Source organism: Malaciobacter halophilus (assembly GCF_002837275.1).
GTDB classification, from domain to species: domain Bacteria; phylum Campylobacterota; class Campylobacteria; order Campylobacterales; family Arcobacteraceae; genus Malaciobacter; species Malaciobacter halophilus.
Map to the genome: position 1 here is coordinate 18983 of NZ_NXIF01000004.1, position 19504 is coordinate 38486.

17 protein-coding genes are annotated in these 19504 nt (G+C 26.5%); 6 read left to right on the top strand and 11 right to left on the bottom strand.

What is annotated here, in order from left to right:
• On the bottom strand, positions 1-129 hold the full coding sequence (locus tag CP960_RS00730) for a FeoB-associated Cys-rich membrane protein (protein ID WP_101183269.1): 129 nt from the start codon (positions 127-129) through the stop codon (positions 1-3).
• Between the two features lie 242 nt (positions 130-371).
• Here CP960_RS00730 and CP960_RS00735 point away from each other — a divergent pair, with 242 nt between their 5' ends.
• A complete protein-coding gene (locus CP960_RS00735; protein ID WP_228151969.1) occupies positions 372-1964 on the top strand; it encodes an HD domain-containing protein in 1593 nt (530 codons plus the stop codon).
• A gap of 27 nt (positions 1965-1991) precedes the next feature.
• Here CP960_RS00735 and CP960_RS00740 read toward each other — a convergent pair whose 3' ends face one another.
• The 6 genes from CP960_RS00740 to ribA form a co-directional block, all read right to left on the bottom strand.
• Positions 1992-3275 carry a TRAP transporter large permease gene (locus tag CP960_RS00740; RefSeq protein ID WP_101183271.1) on the bottom strand — a complete coding sequence of 428 codons (1284 nt, stop codon included), beginning with the start codon at positions 3273-3275 and terminating at the stop codon, positions 1992-1994.
• A gap of 15 nt (positions 3276-3290) precedes the next feature.
• Positions 3291-3857 (bottom strand): TRAP transporter small permease, encoded by a 567-nt coding sequence (locus CP960_RS00745; RefSeq protein ID WP_101183272.1) that lies wholly within the window; start codon positions 3855-3857, stop codon positions 3291-3293.
• A gap of 4 nt (positions 3858-3861) precedes the next feature.
• A complete protein-coding gene (locus CP960_RS00750; RefSeq protein ID WP_101183273.1) occupies positions 3862-4863 on the bottom strand; it encodes a TRAP transporter substrate-binding protein in 1002 nt (333 codons plus the stop codon).
• A gap of 393 nt (positions 4864-5256) precedes the next feature.
• A complete protein-coding gene (locus CP960_RS00755) occupies positions 5257-6282 on the bottom strand; it encodes a cytochrome-c peroxidase (protein WP_101183274.1) in 1026 nt (341 codons plus the stop codon).
• Positions 6283-6394: 112 nt separating this feature from the next.
• Positions 6395-8536, bottom strand: a complete 2142-nt coding sequence (locus tag CP960_RS00760; RefSeq protein WP_162919066.1) for a methyl-accepting chemotaxis protein — start codon at positions 8534-8536, stop codon at positions 6395-6397.
• Positions 8537-8668: 132 nt separating this feature from the next.
• On the bottom strand, positions 8669-9244 hold the full coding sequence (gene ribA, locus CP960_RS00765; protein ID WP_101183276.1) for a GTP cyclohydrolase II: 576 nt from the start codon (positions 9242-9244) through the stop codon (positions 8669-8671).
• 173 nt (positions 9245-9417) lie between these two features.
• Here ribA and CP960_RS00770 point away from each other — a divergent pair, with 173 nt between their 5' ends.
• Positions 9418-9621 carry an SHOCT domain-containing protein gene (locus CP960_RS00770; RefSeq protein ID WP_101183277.1) on the top strand — a complete coding sequence of 68 codons (204 nt, stop codon included), beginning with the start codon at positions 9418-9420 and terminating at the stop codon, positions 9619-9621.
• Here the strand turns inward: CP960_RS00770 and dbpA are convergent, their stop codons facing one another.
• Positions 9622-11034 (bottom strand): ATP-dependent RNA helicase DbpA, encoded by a 1413-nt coding sequence (gene dbpA, locus CP960_RS00775; RefSeq protein ID WP_228151970.1) that lies wholly within the window; start codon positions 11032-11034, stop codon positions 9622-9624.
• Positions 11035-11143: 109 nt separating this feature from the next.
• On the opposite strand from dbpA, the gene CP960_RS00780 reads away from it, so the two are divergent.
• Positions 11144-13498: a methyl-accepting chemotaxis protein gene (locus CP960_RS00780; protein WP_101183278.1), complete on the top strand. Its 2355-nt coding sequence runs from the start codon at positions 11144-11146 to the stop codon at positions 13496-13498.
• Positions 13499-13500: 2 nt separating this feature from the next.
• Here the strand turns inward: CP960_RS00780 and CP960_RS00785 are convergent, their stop codons facing one another.
• From CP960_RS00785 to CP960_RS00795, 3 genes are read right to left on the bottom strand one after another with little or no spacing between them, the layout of a single operon-like run.
• Positions 13501-15603: a helix-hairpin-helix domain-containing protein gene (locus CP960_RS00785; RefSeq protein ID WP_101183279.1), complete on the bottom strand. Its 2103-nt coding sequence runs from the start codon at positions 15601-15603 to the stop codon at positions 13501-13503.
• Complete coding sequence (locus CP960_RS00790) at positions 15600-16211, bottom strand: LysE family translocator (RefSeq protein WP_101183280.1); 612 nt, start codon at positions 16209-16211, stop codon at positions 15600-15602. Before CP960_RS00790 ends, CP960_RS00785 begins: the two co-directional genes overlap by 4 nt.
• Positions 16208-16738: a DedA family protein gene (locus CP960_RS00795; RefSeq protein WP_101183281.1), complete on the bottom strand. Its 531-nt coding sequence runs from the start codon at positions 16736-16738 to the stop codon at positions 16208-16210. The genes CP960_RS00790 and CP960_RS00795 overlap by 4 nt, the downstream gene beginning before the upstream one ends.
• Before the next feature lie 179 nt (positions 16739-16917).
• On the opposite strand from CP960_RS00795, the gene CP960_RS00800 reads away from it, so the two are divergent.
• From CP960_RS00800 to CP960_RS00810, 3 genes are all read left to right on the top strand, one after another.
• Entirely contained in the window at positions 16918-18153 is a 1236-nt protein-coding gene (locus CP960_RS00800) for an EAL domain-containing protein (RefSeq protein ID WP_101183282.1), read from the top strand.
• Positions 18137-18922 carry a diguanylate cyclase domain-containing protein gene (locus CP960_RS00805; protein WP_101183283.1) on the top strand — a complete coding sequence of 262 codons (786 nt, stop codon included), beginning with the start codon at positions 18137-18139 and terminating at the stop codon, positions 18920-18922. The genes CP960_RS00800 and CP960_RS00805 overlap by 17 nt, the downstream gene beginning before the upstream one ends.
• A gap of 123 nt (positions 18923-19045) precedes the next feature.
• Positions 19046-19504: two-partner secretion domain-containing protein (locus CP960_RS00810; protein WP_119184483.1), on the top strand; the 459-nt coding region annotated here is incomplete at its 3' end.

The following is a 19504-nucleotide window of genomic DNA, read 5'->3' on the forward strand; positions in this document are numbered from 1 at the left end:
CTATTTCTTACTTGAGCAGTTTGAACCTCCGCCACATCCACAATCACCTTTTTTCTTAAAAGTTTTTCTATATAAATAAAATACGCAAGCAATTGCAATACCAATAATAATATAATCTTCTGTTTTCATTTAATATCCTTATTAATAATCATTATTAAAATAATACACCAATTTAACTTTAGTAATCATAATGCAATAAACTTTAGCAATAATATTTAATTAAGCAAATTTATTGTTAGATAAAAATATAATATAAAAAAATAAAGGATTTAAGAATAATACACAATAGACTAATAAATGATACAATATATAATCATATAGAGTATACAAAATTAGAAGATAAACTTCTACAAACAAAAATAGTTAATAGGTTGCAATTTATTACACAAAATGCTTTAGCATATTTCTCTTATCCATCAATTACGACAAAAAGATTTATTCACTCATTAGGAACTATGCATTTAAGCTCTTTTATGTTTAAAAACTCTCTTTTAAATGCAGATAAAGATACTAAAGATGAGTTTTTAAAACAAGCAAAAGCTGTAATAAAAAGTATAATAAAACAGAATAACTTAGATTTACAAATAAAAGATTTAGAGTATTTTGATAATAAAGCTTTATATCAATTTACTATTCCTACAAAATCAAAATCTCAAAGAGCAGTATATACAATACTACTTCAAACAATGAGAATAGTAGGTTTACTTCATGATGTAGGTCATTTACCTTTTTCTCATCAAGTTGAACATGCTTTAAAAAAAGTATATTTAAAAATAATTGAAAAAGAGCAACACTCAAAAATTTTACTTGAAAAAGAGATAGAGTTTAAGAAAATATATGAACAAATAACAAATAACTCTACTTTAGTCTTACACGAAGCAATAGGAAAAAAACTTCTTGATTTATTGTTTGATTTTGAACTTTCAAAACTTGTAAAGAAAAATTCAAATAAAGACTATTTAAAACTACTAAAAATTGTAGCAAAATATATTTTAGAAGATAGAAAATATAATGGATTTGACTTTGCAGTTTTACATAAATATATTGATGGTACAGTAGATTCAGATAGATTGGACTATATAAACAGAGATATGCTTTCAAGTGGATATATAACTGGTCCAATTGATCATATAAGAATTACAAAACAGACAATACTAGTAAAAAAGCATGATAAATTTGTGTTAAGTTTTTTAGATATGTCACTTATTGATATTGAACATATGTTAGAACTTAGATTTAATCTTTATAAAAAAGTAATTTATAATCATGGTATTGCCAAAACAGATGCTGTTTTAGAAAGTGTTGTACAGTATTTATCTGATAACTACTTTAATAGTGAGCAAAAGATTGAAAAACTTTCGCACTCTATTTCTATGCTTTGGAAATTTTTAGATGAAAAAGAGGTTTCAAAAAGCTTAGATACAGTAAGTTTACTTGATGAAAACTGGTTAATTAGCCTTTTTAAAGATGAATATTTTAAGATTAAAAATAGCAAATCCTTAACAAGAAGAGATCAAAAGTATCTTTTTTGTTTTGAAGAAGTACTTTTTGGTAAAAGAGTATTTTCAAGTCCATGGAAAAATTTAAATGAGTTTTATAAAGTTCTTAACTTTACAACAGTAGAGAGATATAAGTTTAGAGAGAGTTTTGGTTATATTACAGAGTTTAGAATGAAAAAACTTCAAAAAGCCCTTGATAATTTTGTAAACAAATGGGAAGTAGAAAAAAAAGAGGCCTTTTTAACTTATAAAATTGTTTCTTTTAGTTTAGGAGTACAAAAAGAGTTTAGTTTATATGATGGAGATGAATTAATAAATATAGATGAAGTATCTACACTTAGAAAAAGACTTAAACACTCTATGCTTAATACTGTTCCATTTTATATTTACATAAATAAAAAGTATCTAAATAAAGAGATGAAAGAAGAGTTAAAATCAATTCTTTTTAATATTTTTAGTGAATAAAATAGACTTGAAAAAAGTCTATTTTATCTATCTAAATGCTAAATCCCTTAAATATAATGAAATTTCAGGGAAAAATATAAGTAATGCTGTTACAAAAAATAGTATTAATACAAAAGGTAAAGTCCCTCTAATTACTTCTATATAAGGCCTTTTAAATACTGCAATTGCAGTAAAAATATCACAACCAAAAGGTGGAGTTGCAGAACCTATTGCAACTTGTAAAGTAATTAAAGTACCTACTAAAACTGGATCTAAACCAACAGTTTTTACAACAGGTGCAAAAATAGGAACTAAAATCAAAATAACAACAATGGGGTCAACAAACATACATCCTATAAAAAATGCAAGAGAAATTACAAAAAGAACCTGTTTTGGTCCCATTTCACTAATTCCTATTGAAGCTAATAACTCTTGAGGAATTTGAGCAAATGAAATAACCCATGAAAATGCAGCTCCAGCAGCAACTAAAATAAATACAACTCCTGTAATAAGACCTGTTGATTTAGCTGTTTCAAAAATATCTTTAAATCCCATTGTTTTAAATACTAATCCTTCTAAAATTAAAGCATATAAAACACAAACAGAAGCAGCCTCTGTTGGACTAAAGATACCTCCATAAATACCTCCAACAATAATTACAGGAAATCCTAAAGGCCAAAGAGCATCTCTTACTGCTTTGATTCTTTCACTTGCACTTGCTTTTGGTTCTGTTGGAACATCATTTATAACTGCATATATTACACTATAAATTGAAAAAAGTACTAAAATTAGAAGTCCAGGTCCAATACCTGCAATAAAAAGCTCAGCAATTGAAGTTTCTGAAATAACTCCATAAATAATCATTCCAATACTTGGAGGAATTAAAAATGCAATATCACTTGAATTGATTATTAAAGCTAAAATAAAAGAGTCTTTATATCCTGATTTTAGCATCTTAGGTCGTAAAGGAGAACCTACTGCTACAACAGTAGCTTGTGTTGAGCCTGAAACCGCTCCAAATAGAGTACAAGCTGTTGAAGTACTAACAGCAAGTCCTCCTTTTATATGACCAATAAACTTCATTACCATATCTATTAGTCTTGTAGCTGATTGACCTCTTGTCATAATATCTGCTGCAAAAATAAACATTGGTACAGCAACTAAAGAAGCTGGCTTTATACCTGCTAAAAATTGCTGTATTACAAACTCCATTTTACTTACATCACCAAATATCTCTAAAAAACCAACAAATGTTCCTGCAACTAAAGGAACTATCATTGGAAAACCAAGAAGCAGAAGAACCAACATAACTGAAAAAATTAATAATGCCATAATATATTCTCCTACTTATGAATCAACTTCACAATACTCATCAACTACTTCTGTTGATAAATATACTTCATCTTTTTGTGTTAAATTTTTAATCACAGTCAAAAAGTACTGAACGCCCGTAACAAAAAAACCTATTGGAACCCAAACATATGTAATATAAACTGGAATTTGTAAAGCAGGTAAAATTCTTCCTGAATCAATTAATTTTTCAATATAAGCTAATGAAAAGTAAAAAAGTCCAAACATAATAATTGAAGTAATAAGTGCAATAAAAATCATAAACACTTTTCGAAGTTTCTTTGGTAGAGCGTCATATAATGCAGACATTCTAATATGTCTACCATGTCTTGCAGCATACCCAATACCTGCAAAAGTAATAAGTACTATTAATATTCTATTAAGTTCTCCACTAAAGAAGAAACTATGATCAAAAACAAATCTTCCAATAACATTAATAATAGTATTAGCTGCCATTAAAAGCACACCTGTGGCAAGTAAGATAGATTCTATCTTACTTAAGCCAGTATCTACTAAATCTAGTAGAACTTGAAAGTTTTTTAAAGCTTTCCTATAATATTCCATAGTTCTACTTAGCAGCTTCTTCTAAATCTTTTAACATTTGATTTAGTATTTTTTCACCACTTTTTCCAGTTAACTCAATAAACTTTTTATATACATCTTGAGCTGCTTTTCTAAATGGTTCTCTTTGTTCATCACTTAAAGTTACAAACTTAATTGAAGGCTTATCTTTTTTGATTTTGTCTTTAGCTTTTTTAATTATAGTTTTTTGATAATCTAAAATATAATTAAATGCATGTTCGCTAGCTTGTTTTACTAACTTTTTATCCTTCTTAGGTAAAGAATCAAAAAAGTTTTTATTTGCCATAACTGCTGTTGTAAAGATATTATGTCCAATATCTGTAATTACTTCTGATACTTCATAAAGTTTTGCAGACTCAATCCAGAACATTGGATTTTCTTGTCCATCAATTATTTTTGTTTGTAATGAACCATATACCTCACCCCATGCTAATGGAGTTGGAACTGCTCCAAATGCTTTGTAAGTTTCTACTAATAAAGGTGAAGTCATTACACGAATTTTTTTACCATTTAGATCTTTAGGTTTAGTAAAAGGCTCTTGTGTAGTAATAGAAACTGCACCCTCTGGAAACATTTTTAAAAGCTCTAAGCCTTGTTTCGCATACAACTTAGGAAACATTTTATTAATAGCTTTCGAGTTTTTAAAGAAGTTATCAATTGCTTTACTATTTTCTGGGAAAACATAAGGAAGTAAAAAAGCTTGCGCTTCAGGAATTAGTGTTCCTGTAAAACCAGGAGATTGGTCAACAAACTCTAAAATACCAGCTTGAGCTTGTTCCATTACATCAACAGATTCACCTAATGTACCATAAGGGTATATTTTGATTTTGTGTTCTGAATTTTTTTCGATGTACTCTTTGAATTTAGTTGCATAAACTCCTTGTACATCAGTTATGCTCTCTTCAATTGCATACTTCCATGTAGCCGCTTGGGTCGATACTGCTAGTAAACTACTTACTAGTAACCCTTTAATAAATTTGTTTTTCATTGTCTTTCTCCTAAATTTCTCTAAATGGATTTTAAAGTAAACTATAAAATTCACTAGAATATAAAATACAACACTCCTTGCATATTATATCAATCCTGTAAAAAATTTAACATTTTTAAGGTAACTTTTTTCTTAATTACAAATCATTTTTTACACATTTTGTGTAATTTTTACACGCATAAAATACCAAAAATTGCACTTTATAGTAAAAAAATGACAATAAAATTGTAATTTTCTAAATTTTCAAATTTAATCAAAAAGTAACTTTAAAATTAATATTTTTCTTAAATTTAGCTAAATTTCTATTCTACTTGTGACTTTGAAATCAAATAAATTATGAAATATATATAAGAGGTATCTCTTTAGGTCGTAACCTAAAGAGATATTATATTTTTAGTTAAAGTCAGGTCTTGGAGTATCTAAAGTTGACTCTGGTAATTGAGGGTAAGTAATAGTTGGTTTTCTTCCTTTTAATGCTTTTAAGAAAGTTACAATCTCTTTTGCTTCACTATCAGAAATTTTAATTCCTAATTGAGTAGAACCCATCTCTTTAACTGCTTTAGTTAATGACCAAACTTGTCCATTATGAAAATATGGTGCAGTTTCAGTAATATTTCTTAATGTAGGAGTTTTTGCCATTCCATTTTTATCACCTTTAAAATCTCCCACTTTTGCAAATGAATACTTAGCTACAGTTTCAAATGGTTGCATTGTTCCACCTAAAGCAATTCCATTGTGACAAGAAGCACAACCTTTATCAATAAATGTATTTAATCCTTTTTTCTCAGCTTTATTTAAAGCATTTGGATTTCCATTTAAGAAATCATCAAATTTTGAAGGAGTATTTAAAGTCTTTTCAAAAATTGCAATTGTTGATGTAATTTTATCAAAATCAATTTTTACATTATCACCATATGCTTTTTTGAACTCTTCAACATATTCAGGAATTGAATTAATTCTTTTCTCAACTAATCCTTTTGGAGAAGCCATTTCTGGACCTGCTTGAACTGGACCTTGTGCTTGGTCAGCTAAGTGTTCACTTCTTCCATCCCAAAACTGTGCATCAAAGAATACTGAGTTGTAAACTGTTGGAGAATTTAAGTGATGAGGGTTTGCAGTCCATTTATGACCAACTGCAGCAGCAACACCATCTGCACCACCTAAACCTAAGTTGTGACATGTATTACAAGAGATAATCCCACTTTTAGAAATTCTTGGTTCGAAGTATAACTTCTTACCTAATTCCACTTTTTCATCTGTAATTGGATCATTTTTATCATCAATTAGTTTTAATAGCTCTAATTGACTTTCAGGAATAGCTTTTAATCCACTATTTTTAGCTTTTGTTACTAAAGAACTACTTGCAAACATCATACTTGCACTTAGTGCACAGATACTTAAAGTTTTAATTAACTTCATTGTCTTCCCCTTTAAATTAAAATAATTTTAATCATAGGATAATTTTTATTAATTGAAAATTAATTCTTATAAAAAAATGATATTATTTAGCAATTTTAAACATATTTTAAGTCTAATAGCTATTTTTTGCTCTTATTTCATCTTTGCTTTCAAAAAGTTTATCATCTGTAGCTTTTAATGCTTTTATAGCTAACTTATTAGTTTTTTGTGCAATTATATTTGTGTTTTCTGCTGTTTTTGCATTCTCTTGTGTATTTCTATCTAGCTCTGACATAGTTGCATTTATCTGGGCCATTACTTCACTTTGCTCTTTAGAAGTTCTTGACACATCTTCAACTAATAGTGTAGTTTCAGATATTTTTTCATCAAGTTTTTTAAAACCTTTTATCATTTCATTGCTTATTGTCTTTCCTTCATTAGCTTTAAGTGTTGCATTTTCAACTAAATCTTTTATCTCTTTTGCTGCTTGTGCACTTCTACTTGCCAAGTTTCGCACTTCCCCTGCTACTACTGCGAAGCCTTTTCCTGCTTCTCCTGCTGTTGCTGCTTCTACTGCTGCATTTAAGCTTAGAATATTTGTTTGAAATGCTATTTGGTCTATTACTGTTATTGCTTCATTTATATTTGTTACTGTTTTATTTATCTCATCCATAGATTCAACAGTCTTTGTAGCCATTGTTTTTCCATTTGAAGCTGCTTTTTTTGTTTCATTTGATAATTTTGACATTTTTATTGTTTGAGAAGTAGTATTTTCAATATTTGTTGTAACCTCTTCTATTGCAGCTGCTGTCTCTTCTAAACTTGCAGCTTGTTGAGTTGAGATTTTTGATAAAGCATTTACATATTTAGTTAAAGAGTTAGAATCATTTTCTAAATATACTCCCGTTTTTCTACTATCTTTTAACATTTGAGTAATAGTATGCCCTACACTATTTACATCTTCAGCAAGTCTTTTCATACTTCCTTGCATTTTTGAAGAATCAACAAACTTTGTATAATCATAATCTCTATAACTTCCAAGTACTCTCATAATAATTAATATATTTTGCCTCATATTCTCTAACATTTCATTGATTACATCTTTTAATTCATTTAAGGTATCATTATTTGAACTAACTGATATTTTTTTACTTAAATGCCCTTGCTTAATCATATTTGCTACATTTGTTGTATCGATAATAAGCTCTGACTCTTTTTTTATATTATCTTTTGTATTTTCAATATTTTCATTAATAATCTTAGCCATACTTCCAAACTCATCATTTGAATCAATACTAATCAACTGCACATCATTATGTTGATGATTATTTAAAAAAGCAAAAAAACCGACTAATCCTTTATGAAACTTGTTTATATTTGATACAACTTGATTTGCAATATAATATGAAGAGAAAAGACATAAAACTATCATAACTGTTGCTAAAACAAAAGCAAACATCTTAAGTTTATTTACTTTTGATTCTGACTGCTCTAAGATTTCATTTACTGCTGTTTTTAAAATAGCTTCACTTTTTATTGCAATATTTTTCATATCTTTTAAAAGTCCTTCATTATTTGAAAGTCCTTTAATCTCTTCTGCTTTAACTAATGCTAAAAAATCTTCTCTATATTTTTTTAAACTTGAGTAAATTTGTTTTTTTTGTTCTTTTGTAATATGTGTTTTATTACTTCTTACAACAAATCTCAATTTTCTAATTGTCAGATTAAATTTATCTACATAACTCTTATCTTTTCTTAACATAAAATCTTTTTCATGTCGTCTAAGTTCAAGAAGCTTTACGTTCATAGTTTGATAACCAACCTCATCACCTATTTTTTGAACTTTATGTACAGTATTTCTTAAACTCCCATAAAGTCCATCTTTATGATTTAATCCTATCTCTTTTTGTTTTTCAACTACTTTTTTAAAAGTTTTTTCATACTCTTTTATTACATTTAAAAAACTATCAATTTGTTTACTATTTATGGAGTTTGACTCTAATAACTCTTTTAAATTTTTTGTATGTGTAGTTAATAAACTATACTCTTTAGATAATTCTTGAGCATATTTCATATTTAAACTATTTAAAAAATTCTTTTCATTTATTCTTAGTTTTAACATTTTTGCTTGAAGTATCTCTATGTATTGTGAAGCTCTATTAATATTACTAATATTTGAAATTGCAATAAACATAAGTGCAGTAATTAAAGTAAGTCCTACTATTGCAATTATTGTAGAGATTGAAAGTTTTAACTTAACAGAAAGGTTTTTCATCTTGTTCCTTGACATTAATATTTGCAGATTTTGCCAAAATAATGTTACAAGTCGGTTACAAAATATATAAACCTTCCGTAAATAGGTATTTTAAAATATCACCCCATAAATAAATAATAATTTAATAACAAACTATAAAAAGTGTCCAAAATACTCTTTTTTTGTATTTAAATAGTTCTCATTGTATCTATTTGATTTAGTGATAGCTGGAATTCTTTGGCTTATTTCAATACCTAAAGATTCAACATATTCTATCTTTTTTGGATTATTTGTAATTAGTTTTATACTTTCTATTCCTAAATCTTTAAATATAAATTCAACGACACTATAATCTCTTTCATCTTCTTTAAAACCAAGTTCTAAATTAGCTTGTATAGTATCTCTTCCTTTATCTTGAAGAGCGTATGCATTTACTTTATTTAAAAGACCAATATTTCTTCCTTCTTGCCTATGGTAAATAATCAATCCACCATGTTCACTTATAAACTTCAAGGCTAAATCAAGTTGACTTTGACAATCACATTTTAAACTACCTAAAGTATCTCCTGTTAGGCACTCTGAGTGAATTCTTACATAAGGAGATTTTAGCTCATTAAAATCTTCTGACATAATTGCTAAATGCTCTTGATTGCCTTGTTTGTATGCTTTTATTTTAAACTTACCATGCTTACTTGGTAAGTTTGCTATATTTGATGTTTGAATTTTCATAATAACTTCTTTGTATATATATAATTTATATTTTTTGAAATTATATAACTTTTTTCTTAAGTGCAACTAAGTTGCATAATTAATATTTTATTCTTTAGTTTGCTATTTTGTGCTATTATATAAGAAATAAGCAAATATAAAATAACTTTTATATGATAATAAAGGAGATAGTTATGTATGCACATGGATTTATGCATCAAGGTTTTTATTTAGTGATTTTTATCATTTTTTTACTTATTTTTATACCAATATTTTCTAAAAAAAGAAAAAATAAAGAGAAAAATCTAGACATAATAAAAAAAAGATATGCAAAAGGTGAGATTAATAAACAAGAGTATGAAGAGCTAAAAAAAGAGCTTTCAAGTTATAAAAAGTAATTACCTTTTATAAACTTGATACTTTTTGCCTTTTATTTTATTTCTATTTAACTCTTTTAAAGCTTGTAATTCAAACTCTTTTTTTACAGCAACATAAGAGTGAAAAGTAAAAATATCTATATCTGCAATATCTTCACTTTTTAATCCTGCTTGATTTATCAAAGCACCAACTATATCTCCAGCTCTTAATTTCTGCTTTTTTCCACCATTAATATATAAAGTTCTATATTTTGCTTGTAAATTAAAAGATAAATCATCTTTTAAACTTTGTATATCTTTAAACTCTATATCATCATAAATCTCTTTTATATCTTCAACTATATGTATAGATTGTTCATCATATAAAGTAACTGCTACTCCTATATTTTGTGCTCTTGCAGTTCTACCAATTCTATGAGTATGTACCTTTTCATCTTTTGCTACATCATAATTTATAACCAAATCAATATTATCAATATTTAATCCTCTTGAAGCTACATCTGTTGCAATCATAATAGGATAGGATTTATTTGAGAATAAAACTAAGGTTTCATCTCTTTGTTTTTGGTCCAAATCACTATTTAAAACAACACAATCAAAACCTAAATCAAAAATATCATCTGCTAAGTGTTCACAAGTGACTTTTCTATTGCAAAATATCAATACAGAGTTTGCTTTTGAAGAAGATATAATAGAAGGTATTAGTGCTGTTTTTGAAGCTTCATTTACCTTATAAAAGATTTGATTGATTTTTTGTTTTTTGTGTACATCATCATCTTCTATAAAAATATTTTTATGCAAAATATTATCTGCTAAATTTTTAATATTATCTTCATAAGTTGCTGAAAAAAGAGCTGTTTGTTTACTTTTTGGTAAAGCCTTAAATATAGAAATCACATCCTCATAAAAGCCCATATCTAACATTTTATCTGCTTCATCTAAAACTAAATAGTTTATATTTTCTAATTGGATATTATTTTCACTAATATGTTTTAAAACCCTTCCTGGTGTTGCTACAATAATATGAGCTTTATGCCTTAAAGAAGCAACTTGAGGTTTATAAGGAACTCCTCCACATAAAGTTAATACTTTAACATTGTGAATATGCCTACAAACTTTTTTTATCTCTTGTGCAACTTGATTTGCCAACTCTCTTGTTGGACAAATAACCATAGATTGAATTGTAAATCTTTTAACTTCTAATTTCTCAACTAAAGGAATAGTAAAAGCAATAGTTTTACCGCTTCCTGTTTTTGCTTGTGCAATTAAGTCACTTTTATCAAGTAATAAAGGAATAGTTTTTGCTTGAATAGAAGTCATTTTTTTAAACCCTAAAGAGTTTAAATTTTTTAAAAGTTCTTCTGAAATTTTCAAAGAATCAAATGTTAAAATAGTAATACCTTTTTTTTGTTTAATTATATCATAACTATACAAAATACCTAAAAAGTATTTTAAAAAGCAATTAAGCTTATATACTATAATCTTTATTAATTATAAAAGTTGGCAAAGGCTAGAAAATAAAAGTGTTAAAAAAGGGGTTAAAATGCTTTCAAAATTGTCTATTAAACAAAAACTTATTTTAATAATGTCCATACCTTTATGTGTAGTAATACTCCTAGCAGCAAAGTTAGGATATGACTCATATAAATATAGTGATAATCTTAAGCAGTTAGATAAAGTGATTATTCTTTCTACTAAAATTGGTGCATTAGTACATGAAACACAAAAAGAAAGAGGTATGACAGCTGGTTATTTGGGTAGTAAAGGAACAAAATTTCAAAATAAACTTCCAAATCAAAGAGATTTAACAGATACTAGAATAGATGAAATAAAAAACTATTTATCATCATTTGATAAGAATAGATACTCACAAGAGTTTATTACAAACTTAGATAGTAGTTTAAACAGTCTTACTAAACTATCAAATATCAGAACAAAAGTTACTAATTTAGATATAAAAACATCTGATGCAATTGGATATTATACAAATACAAATAGTATGCTTTTAAACACTATAAGTAGTATTACAAAACTATCTAGTAATGCAAAAGTATCCCAAGATTTAATTGCATATATGAGTTTTTTACTTTCAAAAGAGAGAGCAGGAATTGAAAGAGCAGTTGGTACAAATACTTTTGCAAGGGATAATTTTGGACCAGGAATGAAAGCTAAATTTTATAATTTAATAGCAGCTCAAAACTCATATATGGATTCATTTTTAAAAGTTTCTGACACACTTGGAAAAGATTTTTATAATGAAACTGTTAGTGGAAATGCTGTTGAAGAAGTAAATAGAATGAGAAAAATAGCACTTTATAGTGGAAAAGATTCAAATTTTGAAGTTGATGCCTCATACTGGTTTGATACAATTACTAAAAAAATCAACCTTTTAAAAAAAGTTGAAAACTTTTTAGCAGAACACTTAATAGAAACTATTGAAAAAGAGATGAATGATGCAACTTATGAAATGATACTTTTTGGTATTTTAAGTGCAATTGGTGTAGCTTTAACTTTAATTTTAGCACGTACTATTGCATTTACAATTTTACTTGATGTTGATTTAGTAAAAAAAGGCTTAACAGACTTCTTTGCTTTTATTAACTTCGAAAAAGAAGATATTAATCTTGAAGTTGTTGACTCAAAAGACGAATTGGGAATGATGTCTAAACTTATTAATGAAAATATAAATAAAACTAAACAAAATATTCAAGCGGATAAAAGATTAATTGCAAATACAATAGAAGTTGCAAATAAGATTAATAAAGGTCATTTAGATACTAGAATTTCACAAGATTCAAATAATCCTGCGCTTAGTGAATTAAAAGATATTATTAATCAAATGCTTGATACTTTAAATGCAAACTTTAAAAATATCATGACTGTTTTAAACTCTTATTCTAAGTTAGATTTTAGACCTAAGCTTGAAGATAATGACCTTGAAGGAGTAATAAAAGAGTTAGAAGATGATGTTAATATCTTAAGAGATGTTATAACAGAAACTTTAATAGAAAATAAAAGAAGTGGTTTAATTTTAAGTCAAAGTGCAAATACCCTTACACAAAATATGGACCAAATTGCAAATGCTGCAAATAGTCAAGCAGCTTCACTTGAAGAAACGGCTGCAAGTTTAGAACAGATAACTTCAAATATTAAAAATAATACAGAAACAACTGTTCAAATGGCAAACTATGGAGAGAAAGTAAAACACTCTGTATCTTCAGGTAGAGATTTAGCAAATAGTACTGCAAGCTCAATGGAAGATATAAACAATCAAACAACAGCTATTACTGAAGCAATTACAGTAATTGACCAAATAGCCTTTCAAACAAATATCTTAAGTTTAAATGCAGCAGTAGAAGCTTCAACTGCAGGAGAAGCAGGTAAAGGTTTTGCTGTTGTTGCTCAAGAGGTTAGAAATCTTGCAAATAGAAGTGCTGAAGCAGCTAAGCAAATCAAAGATTTAGTTGAACATGCTCAAGAAAAAACAAAATATGGTAAAAATATTGCAGATAACATGATAAAAGGTTATGAAGAGTTAAATGACAATATTACAAAAACATTAGACTTAATAGATAATGTAACAATTGCAAGTAAAGAGCAATCATCAGGAATGGTACAAATTAATGATGCGGTAAATAACTTAGATAAAATTACACAAGAAAATGCACAAAATGCTTCACAAGCAGATATTATTGCTAAAAAAACTCTTGATATTTCAAATATGATTATAGAGCATGCAGATGCAAAAGAGTTTGATGGTAAAAATAGCATAAAAATAAGAGAAAAAAGTGTTAATTTAGATTATCAAGGTGAAGAAAAAAGAGAAGTTGAAAGAAAAATAAGAAAAGAGAATAAATTTGTAGATAATACTTCAAATGATGATTGGGAGAGTTTTTAAACTCACCCAATCAATTTTAATGCAACTTTAGCTCTTTTTATATCAATATCAATTACTTCTACTCTTGGTAAATATTGATTTATAGATAGTATCTGCATTGGATGGTTGATTCGTTTTTCACTCATCTTAGAAATATGTATCATTGCATCATTTTTTAATCCAACATCAACAAAAGCTCCAAAATCAGTTAGATTTCGTACCACACCACTTAATTCATCCCCTACTTTTAAAGACTCAAGGGTAACTTCATCATCTCTAAATACAGTTTGAGGTAACTCTTCTCTTATATCATACCCAGGTTTTAATAATTCATTTATTACATCAGTACAAACTGTTTTTGTAATATTAAACTTTTTACAAATTTCATCTATATTTATATTTTGTAAATCTTTATATTTTAAAAGTCTATTAGCAAGTTCATAATTTTCTGGATGAACAGCAGTATTATCTAAAATTGAAAGACCATCTTTTATTCTTAAAAATCCCACTGCTTGTTCATAAACCTTTGCACCTATTTTATTTACTTTTAATAATTCACTTTTAGTTTTGAAGTTTCCATTTTTTTGTCTATATTCAACTATATTTAAAGCAAGTTTTTGAGATATTCCTGAAACAAAAGACAGCAGTTTATAAGAAGCCGAATTTAAATCTACTCCTACTTTATTTACTAAATCTTCAGTTATTTCATTTAATTTTTTTTCTAATTTTGTTTGATTTACATCATGTTGATATTGCCCTACTCCAAGTGATTTTGCATCAATTTTTACAAGAGCAGATAAAGGATCTCTTAATCTACTAGCAATAGAGATTGCACCCCTTGTTGTAACATCTAAATTAGGATATTCAACTGTTGCGATTTTTGAAGCAGAATAAACAGATGCTCCAATCTCACTTACAACTGCAAACTTTAAATCTAAACTATTTTGTTTTATAAGTTTTGCAAAAAAGCTAGCTGTTTCATTAGATGCTGTCCCATTTCCTATAGCTACTGCATCTATTTTATACTTTTTAATTAATTCAAGAACTATTTTACTTGAAGTTAAAAAATCCTCTTTTGGCTTAGTAGGATAAATTACACTTGAATCTAAATAGTTTGCATTTTCATCAATTACAGCTAATTTACAACCTGTTTTATATCCAGGGTCAACTCCCAAAATTGTTCTGTTTACAACAGGAGGTGTAATTAATAATTGATACAAATTTTTCCCAAAAAGATTAATAGCTTCATTACTAGCTTTCTCTTTTATATTGGTTAATAACTCTCTTTTTAAACTAGGAAGAAGTAACCTTTTTAATCCATCTACTATACCTTCAAGTAGATAAACACTTGAACTGTTTGCACCTTTAGGAATTTTATATTTTCTAATATTATCTATTATCTTTTCTTCATCAATATTTACTTTAATACTAAGCTGTTTTTCATTTACTGCTCTATTTATTGCTAAAAATCTATGAGAAGGAATAAATTTTGCTTTTTGAGAAAACTCTTCATAATTTTTAAAAACTCCTTCTTTTTCAAACTCTTTTGTAGGTTTTGTTTCAATAATTGCATGATTTTCTAAAAGTGTTCTAACAATCTGTTTTGAACGAATATCATCTGCATATCTTTGAGCAATAATATCTTTAGCTCCTAAAATAGCTTCATCTTCAGTTTTTATATTTTTATTTAAAAAACTATTTGCTTTAGAATAAATCTGCTCTTTTGTATATTTTACACATGAAATAATATTTGCTAAACCTTCTAAATTATTATCAATTGCTTTTTGTGTTCTTGAACTTTTTGCTGTTTTAAAACTTGAATAAATATCATCCAATTCAACTAAAGTTGAAGCTTCATCAATTGAACTTTCAAGTTTAGATGTTAATAACTCTTTTTGAATAAGCTTTTGTTTTATTTGTTCTTTTTTTTCAAGAACTTTTTTACTATATTCATAAATATCATTAAACTCTCTTAATACTTCATCACTTGCACTTCCTGTTAAATCCTTTCTATATCTAGCAATAAAAGGAATTGTACAACCTTGTTCAAAAAGATTTAAAATATTTTCTATGTATTCTTGTTTTAAATTAGTCTTATGTTTTAATGTTTTTATTAATCTATTCAATTTATATATCCAATCCCATCAAAAATCAATTTTATTGCAAAAAGTGCTAATAAAAATGCTAAAAATTTCATTACAAAGTAGTAAACTTTACCTTTTAAAAATCTCTTACTTTTTCCAGCCATGTATGCAATAAAAACTTTTGAACCAACAAGTGAAATATAAAAAGTAAATAAAAATATACATACTACTACAAAAGAAAACTCATTTAATATTTGTAAAAGTATAGGTGTACCAATAGCAATCCAAAAAAGATAAGGATTAGGGCTTAAAGCTCCTATTACTAAACCTTGTCTAAAAGACCTATTAGGAATATTTTCATCAAGTTTGATTTGTTCAACTTTAAAGTTTTCATAAGATAGATAAAAAAGATATGCACTTCCTATAAAAGATACTACCATTAAAAAAATCTTTGAATCACTTATATAGCTTGCTAAAACTATTGATAATATAACAATAGGAATATCAACAACAACTGGAGAAAAAGCTACTTTAACTCCCGATTTAACATCGTGTTTTAAAGTTTGTTGTATAACAAAGTTTGTAAGTGGACCTGGAGCAAAACCAGCACTTACTCCTAAAGTAAGTGCTAAAAGTATAAAATCTATCATACTCTTCTAAAAATAAAAGAAAGAAGTAAAAACACTCCTACAACAACTGCTAAACCAATATACTTAAAGTCATCACTACTACTTAAAATATACTCTCCTGCTGTATAACTTGCATAACCAACAACTACTGCCCATAAAGTAGTCGCTAAAATATTAAAAAATATAAATTTTTTACTTGAATATTTTGTAAGCCCCATAGCCAAAGGAATTAATGTTTTTATTCCATATATATATTTTTGAAAAAATACAACAAAAGAACCATATCTTCTCATCATCAAATGAGCTAAAGCAACTTTTCGTCCGTATTTTTTCATCATATCTTTTGCATACATTTTATTTTTTCGCGCAAGTGTAAATAAAAACTGGTCACCTAAAAAATTTGAAACACCAGCAACTAAAATTGAGATATAAATATTTAAATCACCTGCATAAGATAATACACCAGCAACTACAAGCCCAACAAATCCACCACCAAATGAATATGCAAATAAAGCAATATAGCCCCAATCTTTAATTAACTCTTCCAATTTAAAACCCTTATAAAAATTTAATGGATTTTATCTAAATAACTTTTAAATAAGATATATTGAGATGAAATAATTAAAAATAACTTTTTTAGGGGTAAAATAATCTTTTTATACAAACTTTTCACAAATATTAAGAAATTATAATATATAATCTTATTACAAAGTAAAAAAGGGTGTAGATGTCAATAATAAAGAAGTTTTTAAAATATAAAAATAAAGATAAGATAAAAACTCTCTTTTTAATTGATATTTTATATATGAAAGATATAAATGCTGTTTATAATTTTGATAATGGCGATTATATTATTAAACAACTTGAAGAGTTACTAAAACAAACAATAAAAATAAAAATAAAAAAGCTTTTGGAAAACTCAACATTTATTGATTTTATAAATACTCATGTTGATGTTTTTGGGCTTACTATTTACAAAGACTTAACACAAGAAGAGATTGAAAAAATCAAAGATATAATCTTTCAAACTATAATCTCACACAAATTTAAGCTATTAGATAAAAAATCATTTATTAATATTGATGTAACAATGGGATGCTCAAAAAGTGCAGATAAAAAGCTAAAAGTTTATGCAGAGAAAGCTTTACATAATGCGAAATTAAATTATGTTCATTTTATATATTTTGATAGTAAATTTTATGAAGAAGAAAACTCAAATGAAAATTTATTAGAGATTTTAAAATACAACATTGATAAAAATATGGTTGAACCTTACTTTCAAGCAATTGCAAACTCCCAAACACAAGAAATAGTAAAATATGAAGCATTAATGAGAGTTTTTGATTTTGAAGGGAATATGGTAATGCCTTATGTTTTTATTCAAAAATCAAAAAAATATAGACTATATAATAGCTTAATGTCACAATTAATTGAAAAAGTTGTTTTATATATAAAAACTTACAAAATCAATATCAGTATAAATCTTGATTTTCATGATATTTTAAATCCTAAAATAAAAGAGTTATTAATAGATAAAATTAAAAAAGATGATGTAGGTAAATACTTAACTTTAGAGATTTTAGAAAGTGATAAAATTTCTAATTATTCTATTGTAAATGAATTTATAAAAGAAGTTAAAAAATATGGAGTAAAAATAGCTATTGATGACTTTGGAACTGGTTTTTCTAATTATGAGTATATTTTAAATATCGATGTAGATTATATAAAAATTGATGGTTCACTTATTAAAAAAATTGACCAAGAAATCTATTTAAATCTTGTAAAAAGTATTGTTTTATTTTGTACTCAACAAAATATTGAAGTTGTAGCTGAATTTGTAAGTGATTTAAAAATATTAAGATATATTCGTTCTTTAGGAATTGAATATGCACAAGGATACCACATAAGTAAACCAAAACCTATAGAAACAATAGTTGGAGAGCTAAATGAAAAAAATTCTTAAAAGAGTGACTGACGATACAATAAATGAACTGCTACAAAATGAAATAATCTTACCTTCAACATATTTTCAATGTTTTGATAAACATGCGAAAACTTTAGATATTGATTTAGAAGATAAAGAATTTCATGATAATTTAGACTCTTTTATTGCAAAAGAGTATGCAGATATTAATGATTATGCAAAAAAAACTTTAGAGAGTTTAGATAAAGTAACTACTGCTACAAAAGATGCAAAAAATGCCATAAAAAACAGAGATGAAAGCTCTTTACAAAAAATATATACACAAATGGAAGAGTTAAAAAAAGAGTTAGATTCAGTAACAAATAAAGTTTTTAGAGATGAAATAACAAAAGCTTTTAATAAAAAATGGATTTATAATAGTTTTTTAAATAATGAATATCAATTTAAAAAAAGAGGTGTTTTAGCTTTAATCAATATTGAAAATGCAGATTATATTTTTGAAAATTATGGTCAATTAATATTTGATAATCTACAAATATTTTTAGTAAAATATATTACTAAAAAAATCAAAGAAGAGAAACTTACTTACTGTATTGCTAGATTTATAAAAAATCAATTTATTATATTTTTTGATGAAGAAGATTTAAAAGAGTGTTCAAATGTTTTAAACAATATAAAAAATCTCGTAGAAGACACTACTTTAAAAAGTAAATCAGGTATATTAATAAAACCAAAATTTAGTTATGAAATAGCAACTTACCAAAAAAATGAGAGTTTTTCTGAACTTATAGAGCACTCTTTTAGATAAAATTAAACTAAAAAATCACTTTGTGACTTTGCTGCGACTTTAAACTGTTATAATTATGTTAAGAAAAAAAATTATATTTTAAATCTAACTTAAAATATAAAGTAAAACACGCAAAGGGACAAGATGAAAAGACTAATTGATTTTAGCTCAAGATTTCGTATCTTAAAAGGTGGAAAGATAAGTTTAGTTGTAAGTGCTTTATTAGGAACTACAACATTAACTTTTGCAGCTCCAAGTGGGGGAGTTGTTACAAGTGGTAGTGCAAATATCTCTTCTAGTGGTAAAGTAACAAATATCACGCAAAACTCTAGCAAAGTTAGTATAAACTGGAACAAATTTAATATTGCTAAAGATGAGATAGTAAACTTTAAACAACCAAATGTAAAAAGTATTGCTTTAAATAGAGTAATTGGAAATGAAAAGTCTATTATCAATGGGGCACTTAATGCAAATGGTCAAGTTTGGATATTAAACTCAAATGGTGTTTTATTTGGAAAAAATGCTAAGATTAATACAGCTGGACTTCTTGCAACTACAAAAAACTTAAGTGATGAAGATTTTAATGCAGGTAATTATACTTTT

Excerpts from the sequence above, each read along its gene's own strand:
- CP960_RS00730 (WP_101183269.1), bottom strand. The coding sequence starts at position 129 with ATGAAAACAGAAGATTATATTATTATTGGTATTGCAATTGCTTGCGTA.
- CP960_RS00740 (WP_101183271.1), bottom strand. The coding sequence starts at position 3,275 with ATGGCATTATTAATTTTTTCAGTTATGTTGGTTCTTCTGCTTCTTGGT.
- CP960_RS00745 (WP_101183272.1), bottom strand. The coding sequence starts at position 3,857 with ATGGAATATTATAGGAAAGCTTTAAAAAACTTTCAAGTTCTACTAGAT.
- CP960_RS00750 (WP_101183273.1), bottom strand. The coding sequence starts at position 4,863 with ATGAAAAACAAATTTATTAAAGGGTTACTAGTAAGTAGTTTACTAGCA.
- CP960_RS00755 (WP_101183274.1), bottom strand. The coding sequence starts at position 6,282 with ATGAAGTTAATTAAAACTTTAAGTATCTGTGCACTAAGTGCAAGTATG.
- CP960_RS00760 (WP_162919066.1), bottom strand. The coding sequence starts at position 8,536 with ATGAAAAACCTTTCTGTTAAGTTAAAACTTTCAATCTCTACAATAATT.
- ribA (WP_101183276.1), bottom strand. The coding sequence starts at position 9,244 with ATGAAAATTCAAACATCAAATATAGCAAACTTACCAAGTAAGCATGGT.
- CP960_RS00770 (WP_101183277.1), top strand. The coding sequence starts at position 9,418 with ATGTATGCACATGGATTTATGCATCAAGGTTTTTATTTAGTGATTTTT.
- CP960_RS00780 (WP_101183278.1), top strand. The coding sequence starts at position 11,144 with ATGCTTTCAAAATTGTCTATTAAACAAAAACTTATTTTAATAATGTCC.
- CP960_RS00790 (WP_101183280.1), bottom strand. The coding sequence starts at position 16,211 with ATGATAGATTTTATACTTTTAGCACTTACTTTAGGAGTAAGTGCTGGT.
- CP960_RS00800 (WP_101183282.1), top strand. The coding sequence starts at position 16,918 with ATGTCAATAATAAAGAAGTTTTTAAAATATAAAAATAAAGATAAGATA.
- CP960_RS00805 (WP_101183283.1), top strand. The coding sequence starts at position 18,137 with ATGAAAAAAATTCTTAAAAGAGTGACTGACGATACAATAAATGAACTG.